Annotated in this window: 20 protein-coding genes; 11 read left to right on the forward strand and 9 right to left on the reverse strand. The window is 54.6% G+C overall.

Going from position 1 to position 18,749, the window contains the following annotated elements; all coding sequences use genetic code 11:
* Positions 1-106 precede the first annotated feature (106 nt).
* The gene (gene flgM, locus IV91_RS15600) at positions 107-454 is read left to right on the forward strand and encodes a flagellar biosynthesis anti-sigma factor FlgM (RefSeq protein ID WP_035417028.1); all 348 of its coding nucleotides are present in this window, start codon (positions 107-109) and stop codon (positions 452-454) included.
* 7 nt (positions 455-461) lie between these two features.
* Complete coding sequence (locus IV91_RS16625; protein ID WP_031595841.1) at positions 462-893, forward strand: flagella synthesis protein FlgN; 432 nt, start codon at positions 462-464, stop codon at positions 891-893.
* On the opposite strand, the gene IV91_RS0102825 is transcribed toward IV91_RS16625, so the two are convergent.
* The 8 genes from IV91_RS0102825 to IV91_RS18340 form a co-directional block, all read right to left on the reverse strand.
* Positions 894-1,667, reverse strand: a complete 774-nt coding sequence (locus IV91_RS0102825) for an OmpA family protein (protein WP_035417030.1) — start codon at positions 1,665-1,667, stop codon at positions 894-896.
* A 1-nt stretch (position 1,668) separates the two neighbouring features.
* Complete coding sequence (locus tag IV91_RS0102830) at positions 1,669-2,409, reverse strand: flagellar motor protein (RefSeq protein WP_031595845.1); 741 nt, start codon at positions 2,407-2,409, stop codon at positions 1,669-1,671.
* Between the two features lie 2 nt (positions 2,410-2,411).
* Entirely contained in the window at positions 2,412-3,128 is a 717-nt protein-coding gene (locus IV91_RS0102835) for an RNA polymerase sigma factor FliA (protein ID WP_031595846.1), read from the reverse strand.
* A gap of 2 nt (positions 3,129-3,130) precedes the next feature.
* Complete coding sequence (locus tag IV91_RS0102840) at positions 3,131-3,997, reverse strand: hypothetical protein (protein WP_031595847.1); 867 nt, start codon at positions 3,995-3,997, stop codon at positions 3,131-3,133.
* The gene (gene flhF / locus IV91_RS0102845) at positions 3,990-5,087 is read right to left on the reverse strand and encodes a flagellar biosynthesis protein FlhF (RefSeq protein ID WP_051861921.1); all 1,098 of its coding nucleotides are present in this window, start codon (positions 5,085-5,087) and stop codon (positions 3,990-3,992) included. The genes IV91_RS0102840 and flhF overlap by 8 nt, the downstream gene beginning before the upstream one ends.
* The gene (gene flhA / locus IV91_RS0102850) at positions 5,084-7,174 is read right to left on the reverse strand and encodes a flagellar biosynthesis protein FlhA (RefSeq protein ID WP_031595852.1); all 2,091 of its coding nucleotides are present in this window, start codon (positions 7,172-7,174) and stop codon (positions 5,084-5,086) included. The genes flhF and flhA overlap by 4 nt, the downstream gene beginning before the upstream one ends.
* The gene (gene flhB / locus IV91_RS0102855) at positions 7,171-8,319 is read right to left on the reverse strand and encodes a flagellar biosynthesis protein FlhB (RefSeq protein ID WP_031595855.1); all 1,149 of its coding nucleotides are present in this window, start codon (positions 8,317-8,319) and stop codon (positions 7,171-7,173) included. Before flhB ends, flhA begins: the two co-directional genes overlap by 4 nt.
* A gap of 201 nt (positions 8,320-8,520) precedes the next feature.
* Entirely contained in the window at positions 8,521-8,697 is a 177-nt protein-coding gene (locus tag IV91_RS18340; RefSeq protein ID WP_156472641.1) for a hypothetical protein, read from the reverse strand.
* A 45-nt stretch (positions 8,698-8,742) separates the two neighbouring features.
* Here IV91_RS18340 and flhD point away from each other — a divergent pair, with 45 nt between their 5' ends.
* The 9 genes from flhD (at position 8,743) to IV91_RS0102900 (ending at position 16,591) form a co-directional block, all read left to right on the forward strand.
* On the forward strand, positions 8,743-9,063 hold the full coding sequence (gene flhD / locus IV91_RS0102860) for a flagellar transcriptional regulator FlhD (protein ID WP_031595858.1): 321 nt from the start codon (positions 8,743-8,745) through the stop codon (positions 9,061-9,063).
* Positions 9,014-9,622 (forward strand): flagellar transcriptional regulator FlhC, encoded by a 609-nt coding sequence (gene flhC / locus IV91_RS0102865; RefSeq protein WP_051861923.1) that lies wholly within the window; start codon positions 9,014-9,016, stop codon positions 9,620-9,622. The genes flhD and flhC overlap by 50 nt, the downstream gene beginning before the upstream one ends.
* A 113-nt stretch (positions 9,623-9,735) precedes the next feature.
* Positions 9,736-10,590, forward strand: a complete 855-nt coding sequence (gene motA / locus IV91_RS0102870) for a flagellar motor stator protein MotA (protein ID WP_031595860.1) — start codon at positions 9,736-9,738, stop codon at positions 10,588-10,590.
* Between the two features lie 18 nt (positions 10,591-10,608).
* A complete protein-coding gene (motB, locus tag IV91_RS0102875; protein WP_084189877.1) occupies positions 10,609-11,601 on the forward strand; it encodes a flagellar motor protein MotB in 993 nt (330 codons plus the stop codon).
* 80 nt (positions 11,602-11,681) lie between these two features.
* The gene (locus tag IV91_RS0102880) at positions 11,682-12,641 is read left to right on the forward strand and encodes a chemotaxis protein (protein ID WP_031595862.1); all 960 of its coding nucleotides are present in this window, start codon (positions 11,682-11,684) and stop codon (positions 12,639-12,641) included.
* Entirely contained in the window at positions 12,638-13,600 is a 963-nt protein-coding gene (locus IV91_RS0102885; protein WP_051861924.1) for a chemotaxis protein, read from the forward strand. The genes IV91_RS0102880 and IV91_RS0102885 overlap by 4 nt, the downstream gene beginning before the upstream one ends.
* A gap of 16 nt (positions 13,601-13,616) precedes the next feature.
* Complete coding sequence (cheY, locus tag IV91_RS0102890; protein ID WP_031595864.1) at positions 13,617-14,006, forward strand: chemotaxis response regulator CheY; 390 nt, start codon at positions 13,617-13,619, stop codon at positions 14,004-14,006.
* A gap of 7 nt (positions 14,007-14,013) precedes the next feature.
* Complete coding sequence (gene cheZ / locus IV91_RS0102895) at positions 14,014-14,730, forward strand: protein phosphatase CheZ (RefSeq protein WP_031595865.1); 717 nt, start codon at positions 14,014-14,016, stop codon at positions 14,728-14,730.
* Positions 14,731-14,734: 4 nt separating this feature from the next.
* Positions 14,735-16,591 carry a chemotaxis protein CheA gene (locus IV91_RS0102900; protein ID WP_031595866.1) on the forward strand — a complete coding sequence of 619 codons (1,857 nt, stop codon included), beginning with the start codon at positions 14,735-14,737 and terminating at the stop codon, positions 16,589-16,591.
* Here IV91_RS0102900 and IV91_RS16630 read toward each other — a convergent pair.
* Complete coding sequence (locus IV91_RS16630) at positions 16,548-18,731, reverse strand: ChaN family lipoprotein (RefSeq protein WP_051861925.1); 2,184 nt, start codon at positions 18,729-18,731, stop codon at positions 16,548-16,550. The genes IV91_RS0102900 and IV91_RS16630 overlap by 44 nt on opposite strands.
* Positions 18,732-18,749: the final 18 nt, after the last annotated feature.

The following is an 18,749-nucleotide window of genomic DNA, read 5'->3' on the forward strand; positions in this document are numbered from 1 at the left end:
GTTGTGTAGAATCCATAAAAAGTTGGTTCGGGCATCAGAATTCGCCTAAAGTTTTGCTCTGGGTTGCCGATAACCCAGCCATGAACAGTCTTATTGGGAGACTCCCGTGAAAATAGACAAACCCGTCAAATCTGCCCCCCCCACCCCGATCCAGGGCGGTTCAGGTCGAACTTCTTCTGCTTCAGCCCCGTCTTCCTCATCAGCGCAGGGAGCGCGTACAACCGGTGAAGCAAGCACCGCCGCTTCAGGAGCGGCATCCGGGACCACCGTTCATATCGGCGGAACCGCCACTCAATTGAAGGCAACCATTGCCGCAACCTCCAGCGTCGACCTCAGCAAAGTTGCAGCGGTACGCCAGGCCATCAGTGAAGGACGCTTTCAGGTTAACGCCCACGCCGTGGCCTCGGGCCTCATTGCTTCGGTCAAGAGTTTGATTCAAGCAAGCGGACACTGAGGCATTGATGTCAAGTTCTTCCATCTCGGTTTGGGAAGCGGCTCTGGATGAAGAAATTTCAGCACTGACACAATTTCAGGTACTTTTGGACGAAGAACAGGGATTGTTGATGTCCGGGGAAACCCTTCCACTCATTCCCCTTGCCGAAAAGAAAAGCCGGCTTGCCCAAAGGTTGATCGACCTGACCACCTATCGCCGTGAGTTGGGGAACCCGCCTGTGGGTCACAGTTCAGATCGCTTGAACGACCTCCTGACCAAAACCCAAAAAGCCGAAACAACCAATCGAACCAATGGGGAATTGATTCAGATTCGCCTGCGTCACAACCAGCAAGCCCTGAAAATTCTTCAGCAAGCCGCCCAGAAAGCCACACTTTACGGCCCAGACGGCCAAACTTTGGCGCCCACCCCAGGATCGGGGCGGCCCTTGGCTTCAGGTTGATCACTTTTCCCAATAGTCGCTCTGTTCCACGGGTTTGAGCGTAGGTGTCAAGACAGTGACGGTGACGCGACGATTGCGGGCCCGATCCTCTGGAGAATCATTGGGCACGAGGGGATCGTTCTCCGCATCCCCTGCGGCAGTCAAACGCTGACTGACCACGCCATCATTGATGAAGAAACGCACGACCCGGCTGGCACGGGCAGTGGACAGTTCCCAATTGGAAGGATAACGGGCGGTACTGATGGGAATGTTATCCGTATGTCCCTTGACCTCCACCGCCAGCCCCGTGGTATTCAACACCTTGGCCACCTCGTCCAGAGGGGGGTAGGCATTGGCCTGCAGATCCGCATCCCCTTCCTGAAACAGCACTTGCGCATTCAAGTCGATGACAATGCCCCGTCCGGTTTGCAGAACCCGCACCATACCTTGTTTTACCAAGGGCGCCAACACGCTATCCAGTTGATGAAGCATGGCGCGGATACTGTCCTGCTGGCGGCGCTGAAGTTCGACAAATCTTGAATTCCGTTCATCGATCAATGACTTGATCACCGAGTCCTGCTCAATGACCAACCCCCCGGATGACCCTTGGCGAACACTTTCCTTGAATGCCGAATTGATGGCACTGTGGAAACGCGCATATTTCGACTCGTTCACCGCAGAAATGGCGTACATCACCACAAAGAAGGCAAAAAGCAACGTAATGAAATCCGAATAGGACACCAGCCAGCGGTGATCGCTATGATCCCGTTCGGCGCGACGGGAATGTCGCGCCAAATCAGGATAGATATCCCTCGAGTTTACCTTGGACAAAATGTGGATTCTCTCCGCTCGAAATCAACAACAAACCATCCACCACCATTTCGTAGGTGGCGATTTGCTGCTGAACCAGAAATTTCAGTTTATTGGCCACGGGGAAAAAAAGCAGGTTGGCAAAGCCCACCCCGTAGATCGTGGAGACAAAGGCCACCGCAATCCCTGAACCCAACTGGGCAGGGTCCCCCAACCGTTCCATGACTTGCACCAACCCCAACACTGCGCCCAGCATGCCGATGGTGGGCGCATAACCGGCCGCCTGTTCCCACATCCGCGCAGCGGGCCAACTCAGGCGTTCGTACCCCTGAATATCCACCTGCAGGGCCGCATGGATATGCCGCGCATCCAACCCATCCACCACCATCTGCAACCCCTTGCTGATCAGTGGGTCGGTTTGCCGCGCCACATGGGGTTCCAGCGCCAACAACCCATCTCGCCGCGCAATTTTGCTCCATTCCACCACCTGGCTGTGCAGTTCTACCGTATGAAACAGGGGTTTCCACCAAACCCAAGGCAGCATCCGCATCCCCAAAGAAAAAACATTCCAGGGGGTTTGCAGAAGAATTGCCCCCAGCGTCCCGCCCATCACGATCACAAACGCAGTCAACTGAAACAGGCTGGACAGGGCCCCCCCCTCCAGGGATTGGCCGACCAGCACCGCCATCACCCCAAAAATAAGCCCGAAAACACTCAGAATATCCATGCTCAGTGATGGCTCTTGAGACGGCTGCGCAGACGTGTTACTGCCTGGGTATGAATCTGACTGACGCGCGACTCACTAACCCCCAGCACTTCGCCAATTTCCTTCAAGTTCATCTCCTGTTCGTAATGCAACCCCATCATCAACCGTTCACGTTCCGGCAATTCTTCGATGGCCTCCACCAGAGCCATCTGAAAACGTTGATTCCCCAGTAAAGCCATGGGTTCGAGATCATGTCCAAACTCATGGCGATCGAAGAAAGATTCTTCCCCGTCCTGTTCGCGAAAATCTTCGTAGTACAGTAACTGCGCGCCCCGCGCTTCAAACAACAATGCCTGATATTCGATCAGACTCATCTCCAGTTCACGGGCCACCTCGGATTCACTGGGAGTCTTGCCTTGCCGTTGCTGAAGGCGGCTGATGGCCTGTTCCACACGTTTGGTATCACGCCGCAAATTACGCGGCATCCAGTCCGACTGGCGCAACTCGTCCAGCATGGCCCCCCGAATCCGTTGTCCGGCATAGGTCTCGAACTGCGCACCACGCAATTCGTCGTAACGCGTCGAAGCTTCCAGCAGACCCATCATTCCCGCCTGAATCAGGTCATCCACCTCCACGCTTCCAGGCAACCGGGTCATCAGATGGTGGGCAATCCGCTTGACCAGAGGCGCAAAGGTTTTCAGACAATCTTCCTTGTCTTCCAGACCTGCGGATGTGTACATCCTCACCTCCCTCTCCAGGCCACCCGCGTGTACCTCTCCCCCCATGAAAATCCGTCACTTTCATTCCCTTGAGCGGTGTTCTGGATTCGCACCGCCGGGTTCCAGGACAATATCTGAGCCCTGAGACGCATCAAGGATTGGGACAGGGATACCGAGGGCAACCCTCCCATCGTGTTAAAACGCCATTGTGTGTCATGAGTGGGTCTTTGGGCAAGGGGCAGGAAACCAAAATCACGATATTCCAGTCCGGCGGACTGGACCAGGGCGCGACAGCGTCCTTGCCATTCGAGCACTCGATCCCCATTCGTCGCCCGGTTGATGACTCCCCCCACCGCCGTGGGCGAATGACGCAACAATTGCCCCAGGTGTTTTTGACAGGCCGACCATGAATCAGCTTCATCCACCACCCATAGAACAGAAGCACGGATGTTTTCGTGAGGTCCCCGGATTCGTTGGGCCAGTTCCAGTGAGGCACCGTCCACCAGCACATGGGTACGCTGGTGTGCCAAGGCAACCAACCCCGACCAGGGCACGGCTGCAGGCGTTGCCTTGACCCGCCCCAAGTTGAGATAATCCACCTGCGGACCAATCGACACCAGGGCTCGAACCCAGTCGAGATGCCCCGCCAAAACCTGTCGTGCATCGTAGCGCAAGCGGAGGTTAAGGATCCGACCCAGATGACGGGGTCCCAGATGTTCATCCAGCACCAACATGGACGAAGCGTGATCGCCAATACACGCCAATCCTGCCACCACCAAAGAAGCGCCCGCCCCCGGACGACTGCCCAGAACAGTGAGAATTCGACAGTGCAGAGGTGAAATCAGGCGGCGCAGTCCGCTGGCCTGGTCGCGCGCTCCGTGGTCAGGCATGGCTCATGCCCCCATTCTCCAGGGAAAATTCCAAGGGTAACGTAATGTTATATCCCACCATTTCAAGGCTATTGAAGGTTGCCTGCAAAAGGGCCATGAGATTCGCCTCGCGCAGGTCTTCCGGAACCCGCTGTCCATTGGCAACATAGCACAGCGGCAGGCGATGGCGAATCGCCACATCCAGTACCCCTCCCATGGCCAATGCTTCATCCAGTTTGGTGGGGATACACCCCAGCACATTGGGCGTACGGTAGACCCGAACCACATCTTCCAGAGTATGCAGGTTACAGGTTGCATTGAGTAACAACAAGCGTCGCACGCCCAAGGTATCCAGTTGATCGTTCTGTTCCTGAACACGGCCATCCCGCTGCCCCATGCCCATGGTATCCACCAGTACCAGATGTTTGTCACGCAATCCATTCAACGTTGTTTTGAGATCCGCCCCATCCTTGACCGTATGCACCGGAACCCCAAGAATGCGTCCGTAGACGCGCAATTGTTCATGGGCCCCCACGCGATAACTGTCCGTGGTCACGAGCCCCACCCGATTTGCCCCGTAACGGACCACGGCCCGAGCCGCCAATTTGGCGATGGTGGTGGTCTTTCCCACCCCCGTCGGGCCCACCAAAGCAAAAACCCCACCCCCCCCCACGATCACCTCATCGCCACGCAAGGAGCGTAAATTTCGCTCCAATACCTGCGTCACCCAACTCAGTCCGGCCTGTTCAGGCATCTGGTCGAGAATTTGCTCGGTCAAAGCCGAACTGAACCCCATCCGCACCATGCTGCGCTGAATCTTGCCTTTTTTGGTGGCGTGAACAGTGGGCGTTGCCATGGAAACCAGTTTGCCCTGTAAATCCGACTGCAACCGTCGGATCTCCTTCACCAATTGAGAGACATTCTCTTTTTCATCATTTTTTCCTCCTTGCTCCAATTGGGCAAGGGCAGCGGGCGCGGCGGCCACGATTTCCACATGATCGCCCACCCGTCGGTTGGACAGAATGACGGCATCCTCTCCCATTTCCACCCGTACCTGACGTAACGCATCCCGCGCGGTCAGAGCCCTGATGGTTCTTGTTTGTGCATTCATACTCGTCCTCCTACCAAAGATGTCACTTTCACGGTTCTAAACCCCGGTACTTCATCCTGAGCAACCACTTTCAATTGGGGTAAAGTCCGCTTGAGAAAGCGCGCCAACAAATCACGCAATTGCCCCGGCACCAACAGGACCGTCGGAAATCCCATCATTTCCTGGCGTTCCGCCGCCAGTCGCGTCTCCCGTAACAGCGTATCCGCCAGACCCGGTTCGATGGCTTGCTGTAACCCCCCGGCTTGCATGGCCTGAGCCAGGAGATGTTCCAGTTCCTTGTCCATGGCAATCACCTGTAATTCCTGAGAGGCGGGGTAGAGTTGTTGAATGATTGCCGGGCCCAGAGCCACTCTCACCTGAGCCGTGAGGTAAATGGGGTCTTGGGACATAGGCACATATTTGGAAAGTGTTTCCAGGATGCTGCGCATATCGCGAATGGGCACTCCTTCATCCAGCAGATTCTGAAGAACTTTTTGCAATACGGCATGGGAAAGGACCTTGGGAATCAACTCCTCGGTCAATTTGGGAGCCGACTTAGCCACATGTTCCAGCAACTGGTGCAATTCCTGTATCCCTAACAGGGAAGCCGCCTGAAGGTGAATGAGGTGGCTCAGATGAGTGGCCACCACCGTACTGACATCCACCACCGTGTAACCCAGCGCTTGAGCGTGATCCTTGAGGGCTGCTTCCACCCAGATGGCAGGCAACCCGAAGGCAGGGTCCTGGGTGGGCGTTCCCTGCAATGTCCCCGTAACCTGCCCGGGGTTGATGGCCAGAAATTGCCCCGGCAATGCTTCTCCACTTCCGATTTCAGCACCTTTCAGGGTAATCCGATAGGCATTGGGGCGTAATTCCAGGTTATCGCGAATATGAATGGCGGGGGGCAAAAACCCCACTTCCTGAGCAAACTTGCGCCGCAACCCCTTGATCCGCCGTAACAGATCTCCATCCCGTTCCTTATCCACCAAGGAAATCAAACGGTAGCCAACTTCCAGACCCAATACATCGATGGGGGTCACATCCTCCCAGGTGGCTTCCGGTGCCTCCAGGGAAACCGGAGTCGGAGCCGGCGGCAAGGCAGCCTGTACCGCCTCAAGACGCTGGCGTTTCCACAGCGTGGTGCCCCACCCGCCCAGAATGGCAGCAAAAAGCAGAAAAGCAAAGTGCGGCATGCCCGGCACCAACCCCAGGGCTCCCACGATAAGTCCGGTCAGCATGAGGACCAGAGGCTGGGTGAAGACCTGCCCCATCAGTTGCTGACCGATGTTTTCATCGGTGGATACGCGGCTGACCACCACACCGGCTGCAGTGGATATCACCAGCGAGGGGATCTGCGCCACCAGTCCATCGCCAATGGTCAGCAAGGTATAGTTCTTGGCAGCTGTAGCCACATCCAGATTATGCTGCAGGACCCCGACAATGAACCCACCAATGATATTGATGAGCAAAATCATGATACCCGCCACAGCATCCCCACGCACAAACTTGCTGGCCCCATCCATGGACCCATAAAAATCTGCTTCCTGGGAAATGGTAAGGCGACGCTTACGGGCTTCTTCCTCGCCGATCAATCCCGCATTGAGATCGGCGTCGATGGCCATTTGTTTGCCGGGCATGGCATCCAGGGTAAAACGGGCACCTACTTCTGCGATTCGGCCGGCTCCCTTGGTGATCACGACAAAGTTGATCACCACCAGGATCAGAAAAACCACAATCCCCACCGCAAAATTCCCCCCCACCAAAAAGTGCCCAAAGGACTCGATGACCTTCCCTGCAGCATCGGGCCCGGTATGCCCCTCCAGCAAAACAATCCGTGTGGAGGCCACATTCAGGGACAGGCGCAGCAGGGTGGTCATCAGCAACACCGTCGGAAAAGCGGAAAATTCCAGAGGTTTCAGCGTATTCATGCTAACCAGCAACACCATGATCGAAACAGCGATGTTGAAGGTAAAAAAGATATCCAGCAAAAAAGCGGGCAAGGGCAACACCATCATGCTCAATACCAGAATGATGAGGACGGGACCTGCCAATCCCTTGCTGCCCGCGCCTTTAAACAACCCCTGAACCGTCATCAATGCATTATTCATGAGGGACTCACCCGGCTTTCAGGATCAAGTTCCACGGGAACCGGAAGATTCTGAGGAGGGGGAGGAACCTCTCCCCCTTCCTTGCGCTGCCGTTGTAACTGGTAGGCATAGGCCAGTATCTCGGCAACTGCAAGATAGAGCGCTTCAGGAACGGGGTGCTCCATCTCGGTATGGGCATACAAGGCTCGTGCCAACGCAGGTGCCTCCACCACGGGGATGCGATGCGTGGCAGCCGCCGCACGTATGCGTTCTGCCACCAGATGAACCCCTTTTGCCACCACGATGGGCGCACGCATGACGCCCTCCTGATAGCGCAGAGCCACCGCATAGTGGGTAGGATTAGTCACCACCACATCCGCACTCGGGATCTGGCTCATCATGCGCCGACGGGCCCTTTCACGCTGCAGATTCCGGATCTTGCTCTTGATCTGGGGATCCCCTTCGGTCTCCTTGGACTCTTGTCGAATCTCTTCCTTGGTCATACGAAGTTTACGATTGTGCTCCCACAATTGAAAGGGCACATCCACCGCTGCCACCAGCATCATTCCTGCCAACATGGCCAAAAAGGATTGGCCCACCAAGGTCCCCATCTGAAGGGTGGCGGAAGGAATGGATAACGCGGGAAGCATCAGGGTCTGGTCCAGATAGTGCCACACAGCCCAGATCCCTGCCCCACCCACCACCACTGCCTTGGCAATGCTTTTAACCAATTCCACTCCCCCCTGGGCAGAAAACATGCGCCCAATACCAGCCAGAGGGTCCAGGCGGGAAAAGTTTGGTTGCAACGGTTTGAAACTGAATAACCATCCATTCAGCAGCAGGGGAGAGAAAATTGCCGTGATCAGAAGCAAACCCAAAAAGGGCAAAAACACTTCCACGGTTTCCAGTGACAACCGTGAAAACCGCTCCATCATGCGAACGGGATCCGTGGCCACCCCCGCATCGAAACTCAAACCCTGGCGTACCAACTTCAGCAAGGATTGACGCATGTGTTCGCCCATGAACCACAATCCCCCTCCTCCTGCCAACAACGCCATGAAAGTGGACAGTTCGCGGGAACGGGCAACCTGACCTTCCTCCCGTGCCTGATCGAGGCGTCGTTGCGAAGGTTGTTCGGTTTTTTCGAGGTCGCTCTCGCTGTCCATGGAAACTCTCTGAAATTAGAAGGGCCTATTCAACGCACCATTATCCAGAGGGGAAGTTACTCTCAAAGGCAGGAACAACCGGGGATTTACCCTGTCATTTCTCCAGACGGTGCAAAAGCGAGACACTTTCCCTCTTGAAAAAAATTTTTATTTTTTTTCAAAAAAACCCTAAAGTTTTCCAAAAGCCTGCCGATAACCTATTCATGGACGATGCAGAACATCGCAATCCGTTGAAAATATTTGATTTTTTATTTTACCCGCTTTTTTGCTCCTGACAGCAAAGCGGGCGTCTTTGTCGCCCATAGGTTTTATTCCTACGGCAAATTCATCAAATTGCTGATTTATTCTCCTTTTCGCGCTCGGCACAATGGGTCCCATCGTGACCCGTGGTCACCGGTGCACCCCAACCTAAGGAGAAGTTCCATGAACCCTACCCAATTACATGAAGAAATCAAGGACACCAACCTTTCCTATCTGATGCTGGCCCAGAATATGATCAACCAGGATATGGCTGCTGCGCTCTTCCGGTTGGGAATCAACGCAGAAATGGCGGATTTGATCGCCAGTTTGACGCCTGCCCAGTTGATTAAAATGGCTGCTTCGAATATGCTGGTGTGTCGCTTGCGTTTCGATGAGAATCTGCTCCTCAATATGATCACCGACCACACTAAAGACCGTCTCATGGCTCTGCCCCATGCAGCCATCCTCATGGCCGGCCAACCGGCTGAACAACTGGTCTTTTGATCTCTTGACCGCTCCGCGCAGCATCGTTGCCGAAGCCCAGGAAGTACAATGGGCCATCGAATTGATCGAGTTGGGCGCTCGCCTTCAGTTGCTGCAGGAAGAAACCCATCTGAGCCGCGAGCGGCTGTTACGACTGTATCGGGAAGTTGCCGGACACTCTCCTTCCAAGGGCATGCTGCCCTATTCCACCGATTGGTTCATCACCTGGCAGCCGAATATCCACGCCTCCCTGTTTCTTGGAATTTACCGCTACCTCGAAAAGAATATCGAACTCCCCTCTCTTGAATTGCTCATCAAGAGTTATCGGCTCTATCTCGAGCAAAATGTCATCAGCAAGGAAGAAAACGTTCTCAGCATCACCCGCGCCTGGTTTCTACTTCGTTTCTGCGCTGCCGGCATGTTGACAACGGCTCCCTGCATCCGTTGCAACGGGGAGTTCGTGGTCCATACCCACGATCTGACCGCTGATTTTATCTGCGGCATCTGCGCCCCTCCTTCCCGCGCAGGGAAAACCAAAAAACTCCTCCCAAAACCGGTTTCTTCCGAACCTTCCCTGTAAAGTTCAAAAAAATTAGTGGAAAATCCCGCAGACAGGATGCGCTCGCGCTCAATTCATGGTTGAATGGCGCCTTGTAACCCTCCAAGAATTTATAACGTATCTGGAGCCTTTCCATGTTTGTCATCATCGGCTATGTCGTCGTTCTGGGTGCCGTGTTCGGAGGTTTTGCCATGGGGGGGGGGCATTTGGGCGCCCTCTTCCAACCCATTGAATTGCTCATGATCGGGGGAGGCGCCCTCGGTGCGTTTTTTGTGGGCAATACGGGAAAGGCGGTCAAAGCCACGTCCAAAGCCCTTCCCTCCGTATTCAAAGGGGCAAAATACAGCAAAGAAACCTACATGGAGTTGATGGCCCTGCTCTATGAGATCCTGGGAAAAATCCGCAAGGAAGGGCTGATGGCCGTGGAGGGTGATGTGGAAAACCCCGAGCAAAGCGCCCTGTTTTCCAAGTATCCGAAAATCCTGGGCGATCACCACGTGATTGAATTCACCACAGATTATCTGCGCATCATGGTCAGCGGAAACCTGAATGCCATGGAGATCGAAAATTTGATGGATGTGGAAATCGAAACCCATCACCATGAGGCGCTGGTACCTGCCCACGTCATCTCCAAACTCGGTGATGGGTTACCCGCTTTCGGGATCGTGGCCGCCGTGATGGGCGTGGTGCATACCATGGAATCCGTGGGAGCCCCTCCTGCCGAGTTGGGCATGCTCATTGCACATGCACTGGTGGGAACCTTTCTGGGGATCCTGCTGGCCTATGGGTTTGTGGGACCTCTGGGGGGCCTGCTGGAACAAAAGGCCGAAGAATCCACCAAGATGTTTCAAACCATCAAGGTGACCTTGCTGGCCAGTCTCAACGGTTATGCCCCCGCCATGGCGGTGGAATTCGGACGCAAAGTACTCAATTCTCCTGAGCGTCCGGGTTTTACCGAGTTGGAAACCCACGTCAAACAGAAACGCTGATCCTGAGGAACCGGGTCGATGACCGCCGAAGATAAACGCCCCATTGTCGTCAAACGCATCAAGAAGGTTGCGGGAGGCGGCCACCATGGGGGAGCCTGGAAAATCGCCTATGCGGATTTTGTAACGGCCATGATGGCGTTCTTCCTTCTGATGTGGTTACTGGGTTCCACCACCAAGGGAGATTTGCAGGGGATCCAGGATTACTTCAAAACCCCCCTGAAAGTTGCCCTTGCCGGAGGCTCAAGCAGCGGGGACAGTTCCAGCATTGTGACGGGCGGAGGGAAAGACCTGACCCGGAGTGAAGGACAGGTCAAGCGAGGCGACCATCCCTCCACGAAAAAAATCATCACTGTCAAAGCCACCGATGCTGACTTCAAACGCAAGGAGCAAGCCGAGGAACTGGCCAAACTCAAGGAATTGAAAACCAGAATCGAAGGGGTCATCGCCCACAATCCCAATCTGGAGAAATTCAAGAACCAGATCCTTCTGGACATCACCAGCGAGGGATTACGCATTCAAATCGTGGACCGCCAGAACCGCCCCATGTTCCGTGTGGGGAGCGCCCAACTGGAACCTTACACCCGCGATATCCTCCGGGAAATCGGTAAAAGTCTCAATGATGTCCCCAATTTCATCAGTTTGTCCGGTCATACGGACGCGCGTCCCTATTCGGTGGACATGAAGGGAGCCAAGGGCGGATACAACAATTGGGATCTCTCTGCCGACCGGGCCAACGCATCCCGCCGTGAACTGATTGCGGGGGGCATGGATCCCGACAAGGTCCTGCGTGTCGTCGGACTGGCATCGGCCGTCTTACTAAATAAAGACGATCCCAATGACCCGACCAATCGGCGCATCAGCATCATCGTCATGAACAAACGGGCGGAGGATACGGCACGCCATGACGGAGGAGTCATCCAGGTAGAAAATGGCGTTCCTCCGGCACCGCCAGTCGTTCCCCCTTCTCCGGCAGTGCCGGCCCCCTCCATTCCTGTCAGCCCGGCACGCTGATTAAAGTTTTCTGCAAAGAAGTCGTTATCCCTTATCATGAGGCACAACCCTGCTCAAAGACAGTGAACCAAGGATGATCCATGTCTGAACTACTTTCCAAAATCGATGCCCGAACCAAGTTGGCGGGAAACAATAAGCTGGAAATTCTGATGTTCACGTTGGGGATCAATCCCCGAACCGAACGCCGCGAAACTTATGGCATCAATGTCTTCAAGGTACGCGAGGTACTGCGTACCCCACCCATCACCCGCGCCCCGGAAATGCCCGAGACAGTGGAAGGAATGGTCAGTTTGCGTGGCCGGCTGATCCCCGTCATCGGTTTGGCCAAGTACATCGGCATTCCGCTCGAAACCATTCCGGACATCATGATCATCACGGAATACAATGGCCACACCCAAGGGTTTCTGGTGGAATCGGTGGATACCATTCTGCGTCTCGACTGGTCGGCCATGCGGGTTCCCCCGGAAATGGTGAATACCCCATTGGGGGGTCTGGTCACCGCCGTCACAGAACTGCCAGACGGACGACTGGTCATGATGCTGGATGTGGAACGGGTACTGGCTGAAACCGCGCAGCTGGGTGAAGACGAATCCATCTACCGCAATGTACAACCCCTCGGTTTGAACAATCATCGTGTGTTCTATGCCGATGATTCCTCCGTTGCCCGCAAACAGATTGCCCGTACCCTGGAAGCCATGGGAGTAAAGGGCATCTCGGCAGTCAATGGTCGTCAAGCCTGGGACGAGTTGCGCCACATGGCTGACCAGGCAGAAAGTTCCCACACGCCTCTGAAGGATTTGCTTCACCTCATTCTGACCGATGTGGAAATGCCCGAAATGGATGGCTACATGCTGACACGCAAGATCAAGGAAGATAAGCGCTTCACTGGCATCCCGGTTCTCATGCATTCCTCCTTGTCCGGCAGTTCCAACCAGCAACTGGGCAAAACCGTGGGGGTGGACGAATATATTTCAAAATTTGAACCCAATCGTTTGGCGAGCACCCTGACTCGCCTGCTGAAAGGCGCGGAGGCCCCATGACTTTTCAGAATCAGCCCCAAACATTTTCTCCGCTGGGGGATGAACTACTGGATACCGTAGATGCGCGGACCAATCTGGCAGGATCCAATAAAATGGAGATCCTGCTGTTTTCCCTGGGTACAGAAGAAAAGTTTGGCATCAATGTGTTCAAGGTGCGCGAAGTCACCCACGCCATGAAGGTCACCCGTACGCCCAACATGCCCGCAGGCGTTTCTGGCATCGTCAGTCTGCGCGGACATATCATCCCCGTTCTGGATCTGGTCAGTTTCATGAAGTTGGAAAATGCTCGTGCGCACGAGCGCAGCACCATGCTGGTCACCGAATACAGTCGTCACACGCTGGGGTTTTTGGTCGCCAACGTGGACCGCATCATCCGCGTCGACTGGAGTACCGTCCGCGCACCAGAAAATGATTTCTCCGGCAGCGGCGACAACCTCATCAATGCCATTACCGAACTCCCCACGGGAGAACTGATCTCCATCGTGGACGTGGAACAGGTACTGGCCTCTGCTTTTGGGGAAAATGTAGTGGGAAATGTCCCTAAAATAGAAAGTGGCCATGAAAAGTGCGTCTTTTTTGCGGATGATTCATCTGTTGCACGCAAGACAATAGCGGAATTGCTGGATAAAATGGGAGTCAAACATTTGCGTGCCAATAACGGACGGGAAGCGTGGGAGCGCTTATGTGGCTTGGCGGACAGTGCTTCCCATGGGAAATACCCCTTGCGCAATCAGATCCAGGTAATTCTGGTGGATGCGGAAATGCCTGAAATGGACGGGTATGTGTTGACGCAACATGTGAAAGCGGACAAACGCTTTGACGAAATCCCCGTTGTCATGCATTCATCGCTTTCGTCACAAGCCAATCGAGCCATGGGAAGCCGGGTCGGAGTAGACTATTACGTTGCAAAGTTTGACACGGCCATGCTGTCGGAAACCTTGCGTCCCTTGCTGAGTTGAATGATGGAGAATAAGCGTGGTTGATGCGAACCTGAAATTTCTGGTGGTGGACGATTTTTCCACCATGCGACGAATCGTACGCAATCTTTTGAAAGAATTGGGCTTTACAAATGTGATCGAGGCAGAAGATGGGGTAGATGCCCTCAACAAGTTGCGCGCCGGAGATATCGAATTTGTGGTGTCGGACTGGAATATGCCCAATATGACAGGGATCGAATTGTTGCGTGCCATCCGCAAGGACCCTTCCCTCAAACATCTGCCTGTACTCATGGTCACGGCTGAAGCCAAAAAGGAAAATATCATAGAAGCTGCCCAGGCAGGTGCCAGTGGCTATATCGTCAAGCCTTTCACCGCGGCCACAATGGATGAAAAGTTGAAGAAAATCTTTCAGAACATGAAGAAGTGAGAATGCCATGAGCATCCAAGACAACGATGACCTGGAATCCCTTTTCGACAGCATCGTCGCTGCCCAAAACGGCATGAATGGGGAAACCAAAGAAGATGAGAACGGTTGCCCTACCTGTGACAATACCGAAAAAGTGTTCAATGAAATTGGTCAGTTGACCCGGACGCTCCATGACAGTTTGCGCGAATTAGGATTGGATAAAAGTTTGGAAACCGTGGCCTCAGCCATTCCCGATGCGCGCGATCGTCTCGGCTATGTGGCTGCCATGACCCAACAGGCGGCAGAACGAGTGCTCAATGCCACAGATGCTGCCCAACCCATCGTAGAGAAAATACAGTTGGATTGCAACCAATTGGCCAATGAATGGCAGTCACTTTTCGAGGGTAAGGTATCGGTGGAACAATTCAAGGCTCTGGTCACCCGAACCCATGCTCAACTGTTTGAAATTCCAAAACAAACCAAGGCAATCCAAACCTTTCTCATGGAAATCGTCATGGCTCAGGACTTTCAGGACTTGACGGGTCAGGTCATCAAAAAAACCCTGGAAGTCACTCAAAACATGGAAAAACAACTCATCGCCCTACTGGTGGAGAATGCCCCTGCCATGTCCCGTGTGGATGAAGGATTACTCAATGGCCCCGTTGTGGGAACGACATCCGGACGCAGTGACGTGGTCACGAGTCAGGATCAGGTAGACGAATTGCTGGAAAGCCTGGGATTTTGACATCATGAGCGACTTTTCCGGAATGGAAGAACTGCTGCAAGATTTTCTTCAGGAATCTTCAGAACTGCTGGACGATGTGGACAGCAAACTCCTGATGCTTGAACGGTCCCCTAACAACCACGGTTTGCTTAACGATATCTTCCGAGGATTTCATACCATCAAGGGGGGTGCAGGTTTTCTCAATGCCACGGAATTGGTCACGCTGTGCCACCTGACGGAAAACCTTTTCGATCGCCTGCGTAACGATCAACTCACCCTTGATGCCAGCATCATGGATGCCATCCTGTCCGCCACCAGCGAAGTGCGTCACATGTTTGGCGCACTCTCTCAAAATACCCAGCCGTCCTCGGCACCGCTTTCCATCACCCAGGCGCTGGAAGCCATTCTGGAAGGGAAAAATTTAGCGAAGGCCTCACCACCACCTGCCGCCCCATCCGCAGCCCCACCCGGCCCAGACTGGAATGCCTTGTTTGCGGCTCTGACTGCCTCCGGAACTTCCCCGGAACCGTCCTCACCCATGGTTCACCCGGCTCAGGACAAACCCACCGTAAACGTTCTTCCTGCTCCGAACATCGACCCGCCCCTCGATGCTCCTCAGGAAATCAAAAGTTACGGACGACGCGCCACCGACTCCCTCACCAGTGCCAGCCCCAGTGGACGAAGGGAGGCAGAGAACGTCAAGGAAAACACCATCCGGGTCGATACGGAACGCCTGGATCAAGTACTCAATTTATCCGGAGAAATCGGTCTGACCAAAAACCGTTTAAATCAACTGCGCTCCGATATTCTATTGGGCAAACAGGATCCCAACACCCTGCGCGCACTTGATGAAGCCGTCAATCAGTTGGATATGCTGGTGGTCAGTTTGCAAAATTCGGTCATGAAAACACGCATGCAACCCATCGGCCGCTTGTTCAAAAAATTTCCCCGTTTGGCGCGGGATCTGGCACGGCAGTTGAACAAGGAAGTGGAATTGGTTTTAGTCGGGGAAGAAACAGAAATTGACAAAACCATGATCGAAGACTTGAATGATCCACTGGTTCACTTGATTCGTAATGCGGTGGATCATGGCGTGGAATTACCCACTGAACGCACCAGTTCAGGCAAGCCCGCCAAAAGTCTCATCCACCTGCAAGCACGTCAGATTGGCGACCACATCAATATCGTCATCGCTGATGATGGCAAGGGTATGGACCCCGAAGCCATTCGTGCCAAGGCCATTTCCAAGGGCCTGATCAGCCCGGAAGTCGCCAGCAGTCTGGATGAAACTCAGTGCCTGGAACTCATATTCCTGCCTGGATTCTCCACTAAAGATCAGATTTCCAGTGTTTCCGGACGAGGGGTGGGGATGGATGTGGTCAAAACCAACATCAAGAAATTGAATGGCAATGTCACCATTCGTTCTGAGGTAGGCAAGGGATCGGAACTGACTATTTCTCTACCACTGACCCTGGCCATTCTGCCCGTTCTCATGGTACGCATCGGTACCCAGTCCTTTGCCGTTCCGTTGTCTCTGGTACGCGAAATCATTGCCCTTGAACACAACCAAATCCAGCATGTAGGTGGAAAGAGCACCTTGGTCGTGCGGGGAGAAATCCTGCCCATGGTGTCCCTGGCTCAACTCCTCCATTGGGAAGAATCAAACCAGGCCCATACAGGTGTTCTGATGCAGGTGGATAATCAAAGTTTCATTCTGTCGGTGGATGGATTTGATGGTCACGATGATGTCGTCATCAAATCCCTTGATACCTTCCGCCCCAACGGAGTGGCGGGCGTAACCATGTCCAGCGATGGAGAAATCGTGTTGATCCTCGACATCAAGGAACTTTTTGGTTTGACGGGGGGGATAGTTTCCCACTGAGGCGTTCTCGTAGCGCCACACAGGGGTCCACACGGGGCTGCAAGGGGACCTCGAAAGTATCATCGTATACGCCCACCAGTTTGGGATCGTGCATCTGTTCGGGTTCCAGTACCGCCACGCTCACCACCCGTGCACCCGGATCCAGTTGCTGCAACCACTGCGGAACCGCCGTATCCTTGCGCAGATGCCCGTTCCCCGCCAGCAAGATCACGGGCTTGCCCGTTTGATGGTGCCAGGCCACCAGGCTTTCGGCCATGCTGCGATCACGGGCCAGTTGCGCGGCCACCATGCCGGGCAACAGAGTTTCCGGCAACAAGTGGCAATGTCCTTCACGTATTTCAGCGGTTAAAATTTCCTGCTGGTGGGCACTCCAGTGCAAGGGTACGGAAGGCAGAGGATCCTTGCCTGTCATGAGTTTCATCAGGGACTGACGATCCAGGTTGGTCGCTCCCAGCGGCCAGTGTTGATTTACCGCCAGAGCCAGGGCAGGGGCATAAAAATCCCAGTGCCAGCCCTTGAAGTCAAATCCTCCGGCTTCTGCCATAGAACGCAGTGCCGGATCACTCTGGACCACGGGCCCCTGAACTTTGTCGTCGGCCTCCGTGAGTGCGGCTTGGCGCGCACGATTCAACTGTTCCATGGCCAGAACGAAATCCCCGTGCTTGGCCAGAGATTCCAGCCAATGCTGTCGCAGTGCATGCCCGGCCTGATTGTCATGCACCTCGCCCAGCAGCAGGTAATCCGCCACTCCGACGGAATCCGGCAGTTCAGAGGACTTTTCCGCAGTGAATACCTCGTCACAATGAAAGCCAACGGGAGTCTGGTTCAGCGTCAACAAACAAAGGCGGCGTGTCTGACCCTGTACATTCTTTTCTGTCAGACGCCATTGCCCCTCCTCCGTCCGTTCCATGAGCAAATAGCCATAATGCTGGTCGTTGTAGGACTGTGCCACCCGCACCCCCGGTGCCACTTCGTTGTGGCCAGGCACCCAACCCGGGAAAGGGGGTTCAAGCATGGATCCACCGAAACCGGCAATCAAACCAAGGGTTGAGATTCCCTCGAACCGGGATAATTCAAAGGTATGAATATGCCCCTGCACCACCAATTGAACCCCAGGGGGGGTCCAGTCGGGATAATGATGTTCGGCCAAAGCCTCACTGAGTTGATAATTAGCCGGTTCGTACCCCACCAAAGGCAAGTAACCATACCCCAGAACCGGATGGTGAAGCGTGAGCCAGTTCTGGGTTGAACGTGCCGTCAATCGGGCAACCTGAGCAAATTGACGGAAGTAGGTTTCCACTGCAGCATTGCCTGAGCGTGGTTTCTTTTCTGAAACGGCGGTGGAGTCCATCACGACCCACTGCAATCCATCCCCCAACAAAACCCCATAGGGAGGATCCGGTGCTTCCTTGGTTCCGCCTGACACAGAACAGGAATGAAGGGGATCATAGGGAAAAGGGTCAAGATAACGGAACCATCCTTGTCCCGCCCGGGCACAGGTCTCATGATTGCCCCGCACCACCACCCAAGGGGCGGCTTCCAGCAAGGGAGCCATGGGTTCGAAAAAATCGGCCTGCCACACATCTTCCCCATAACCATGGGGCGTCCCGGCACAGCCACTGGCCAAACAGGGACTTTCGCGATAAGCATAGTCGCCCACGTGCAATACCAGATCAGGATGTTCCGCCGCCGCACTGTGCGCCACCTGAGCCAGCGGCCATTGAAGAGGGTCATTGCAAGACTGGTAAAAACCGGGCCATTTGATCCGACACCCCGTATCCCCCAATACCACGATCTTGCGCGGAGAATGATTCAGTGCGGGTAAAATCCGCCCCTGCCACTGCACGGAGGCTGCCGCCGGTATGTGGGTGACCTCGCAAACGCGCTCGGGGAAGATCGATCCCGGATGATCGTCACGGGGCTCCAAACGGGGGCCGACACGCAAATCCATGAGACGGGGCCGTCCATCCACCACGAGCGTTGGGCAGGTGGCGGCGGTGGTCAGGATCCGGATGGTACTCTGTCCTTCCGGTCCCAACTCACGAAAAATCCGGTCCACCGATACCGCCCCTTCTTCCGCTGCCCACCCCAACCCAGGGCAAACCAAAAGAAAAACTCCCGCCCAAAAATACGGTCCCATCCCGCCGCACTTTCCAGC

The organism is Ferrovum myxofaciens (assembly GCF_000735045.1).
Classification (GTDB): domain Bacteria; phylum Pseudomonadota; class Gammaproteobacteria; order Burkholderiales; family Ferrovaceae; genus Ferrovum; species Ferrovum myxofaciens.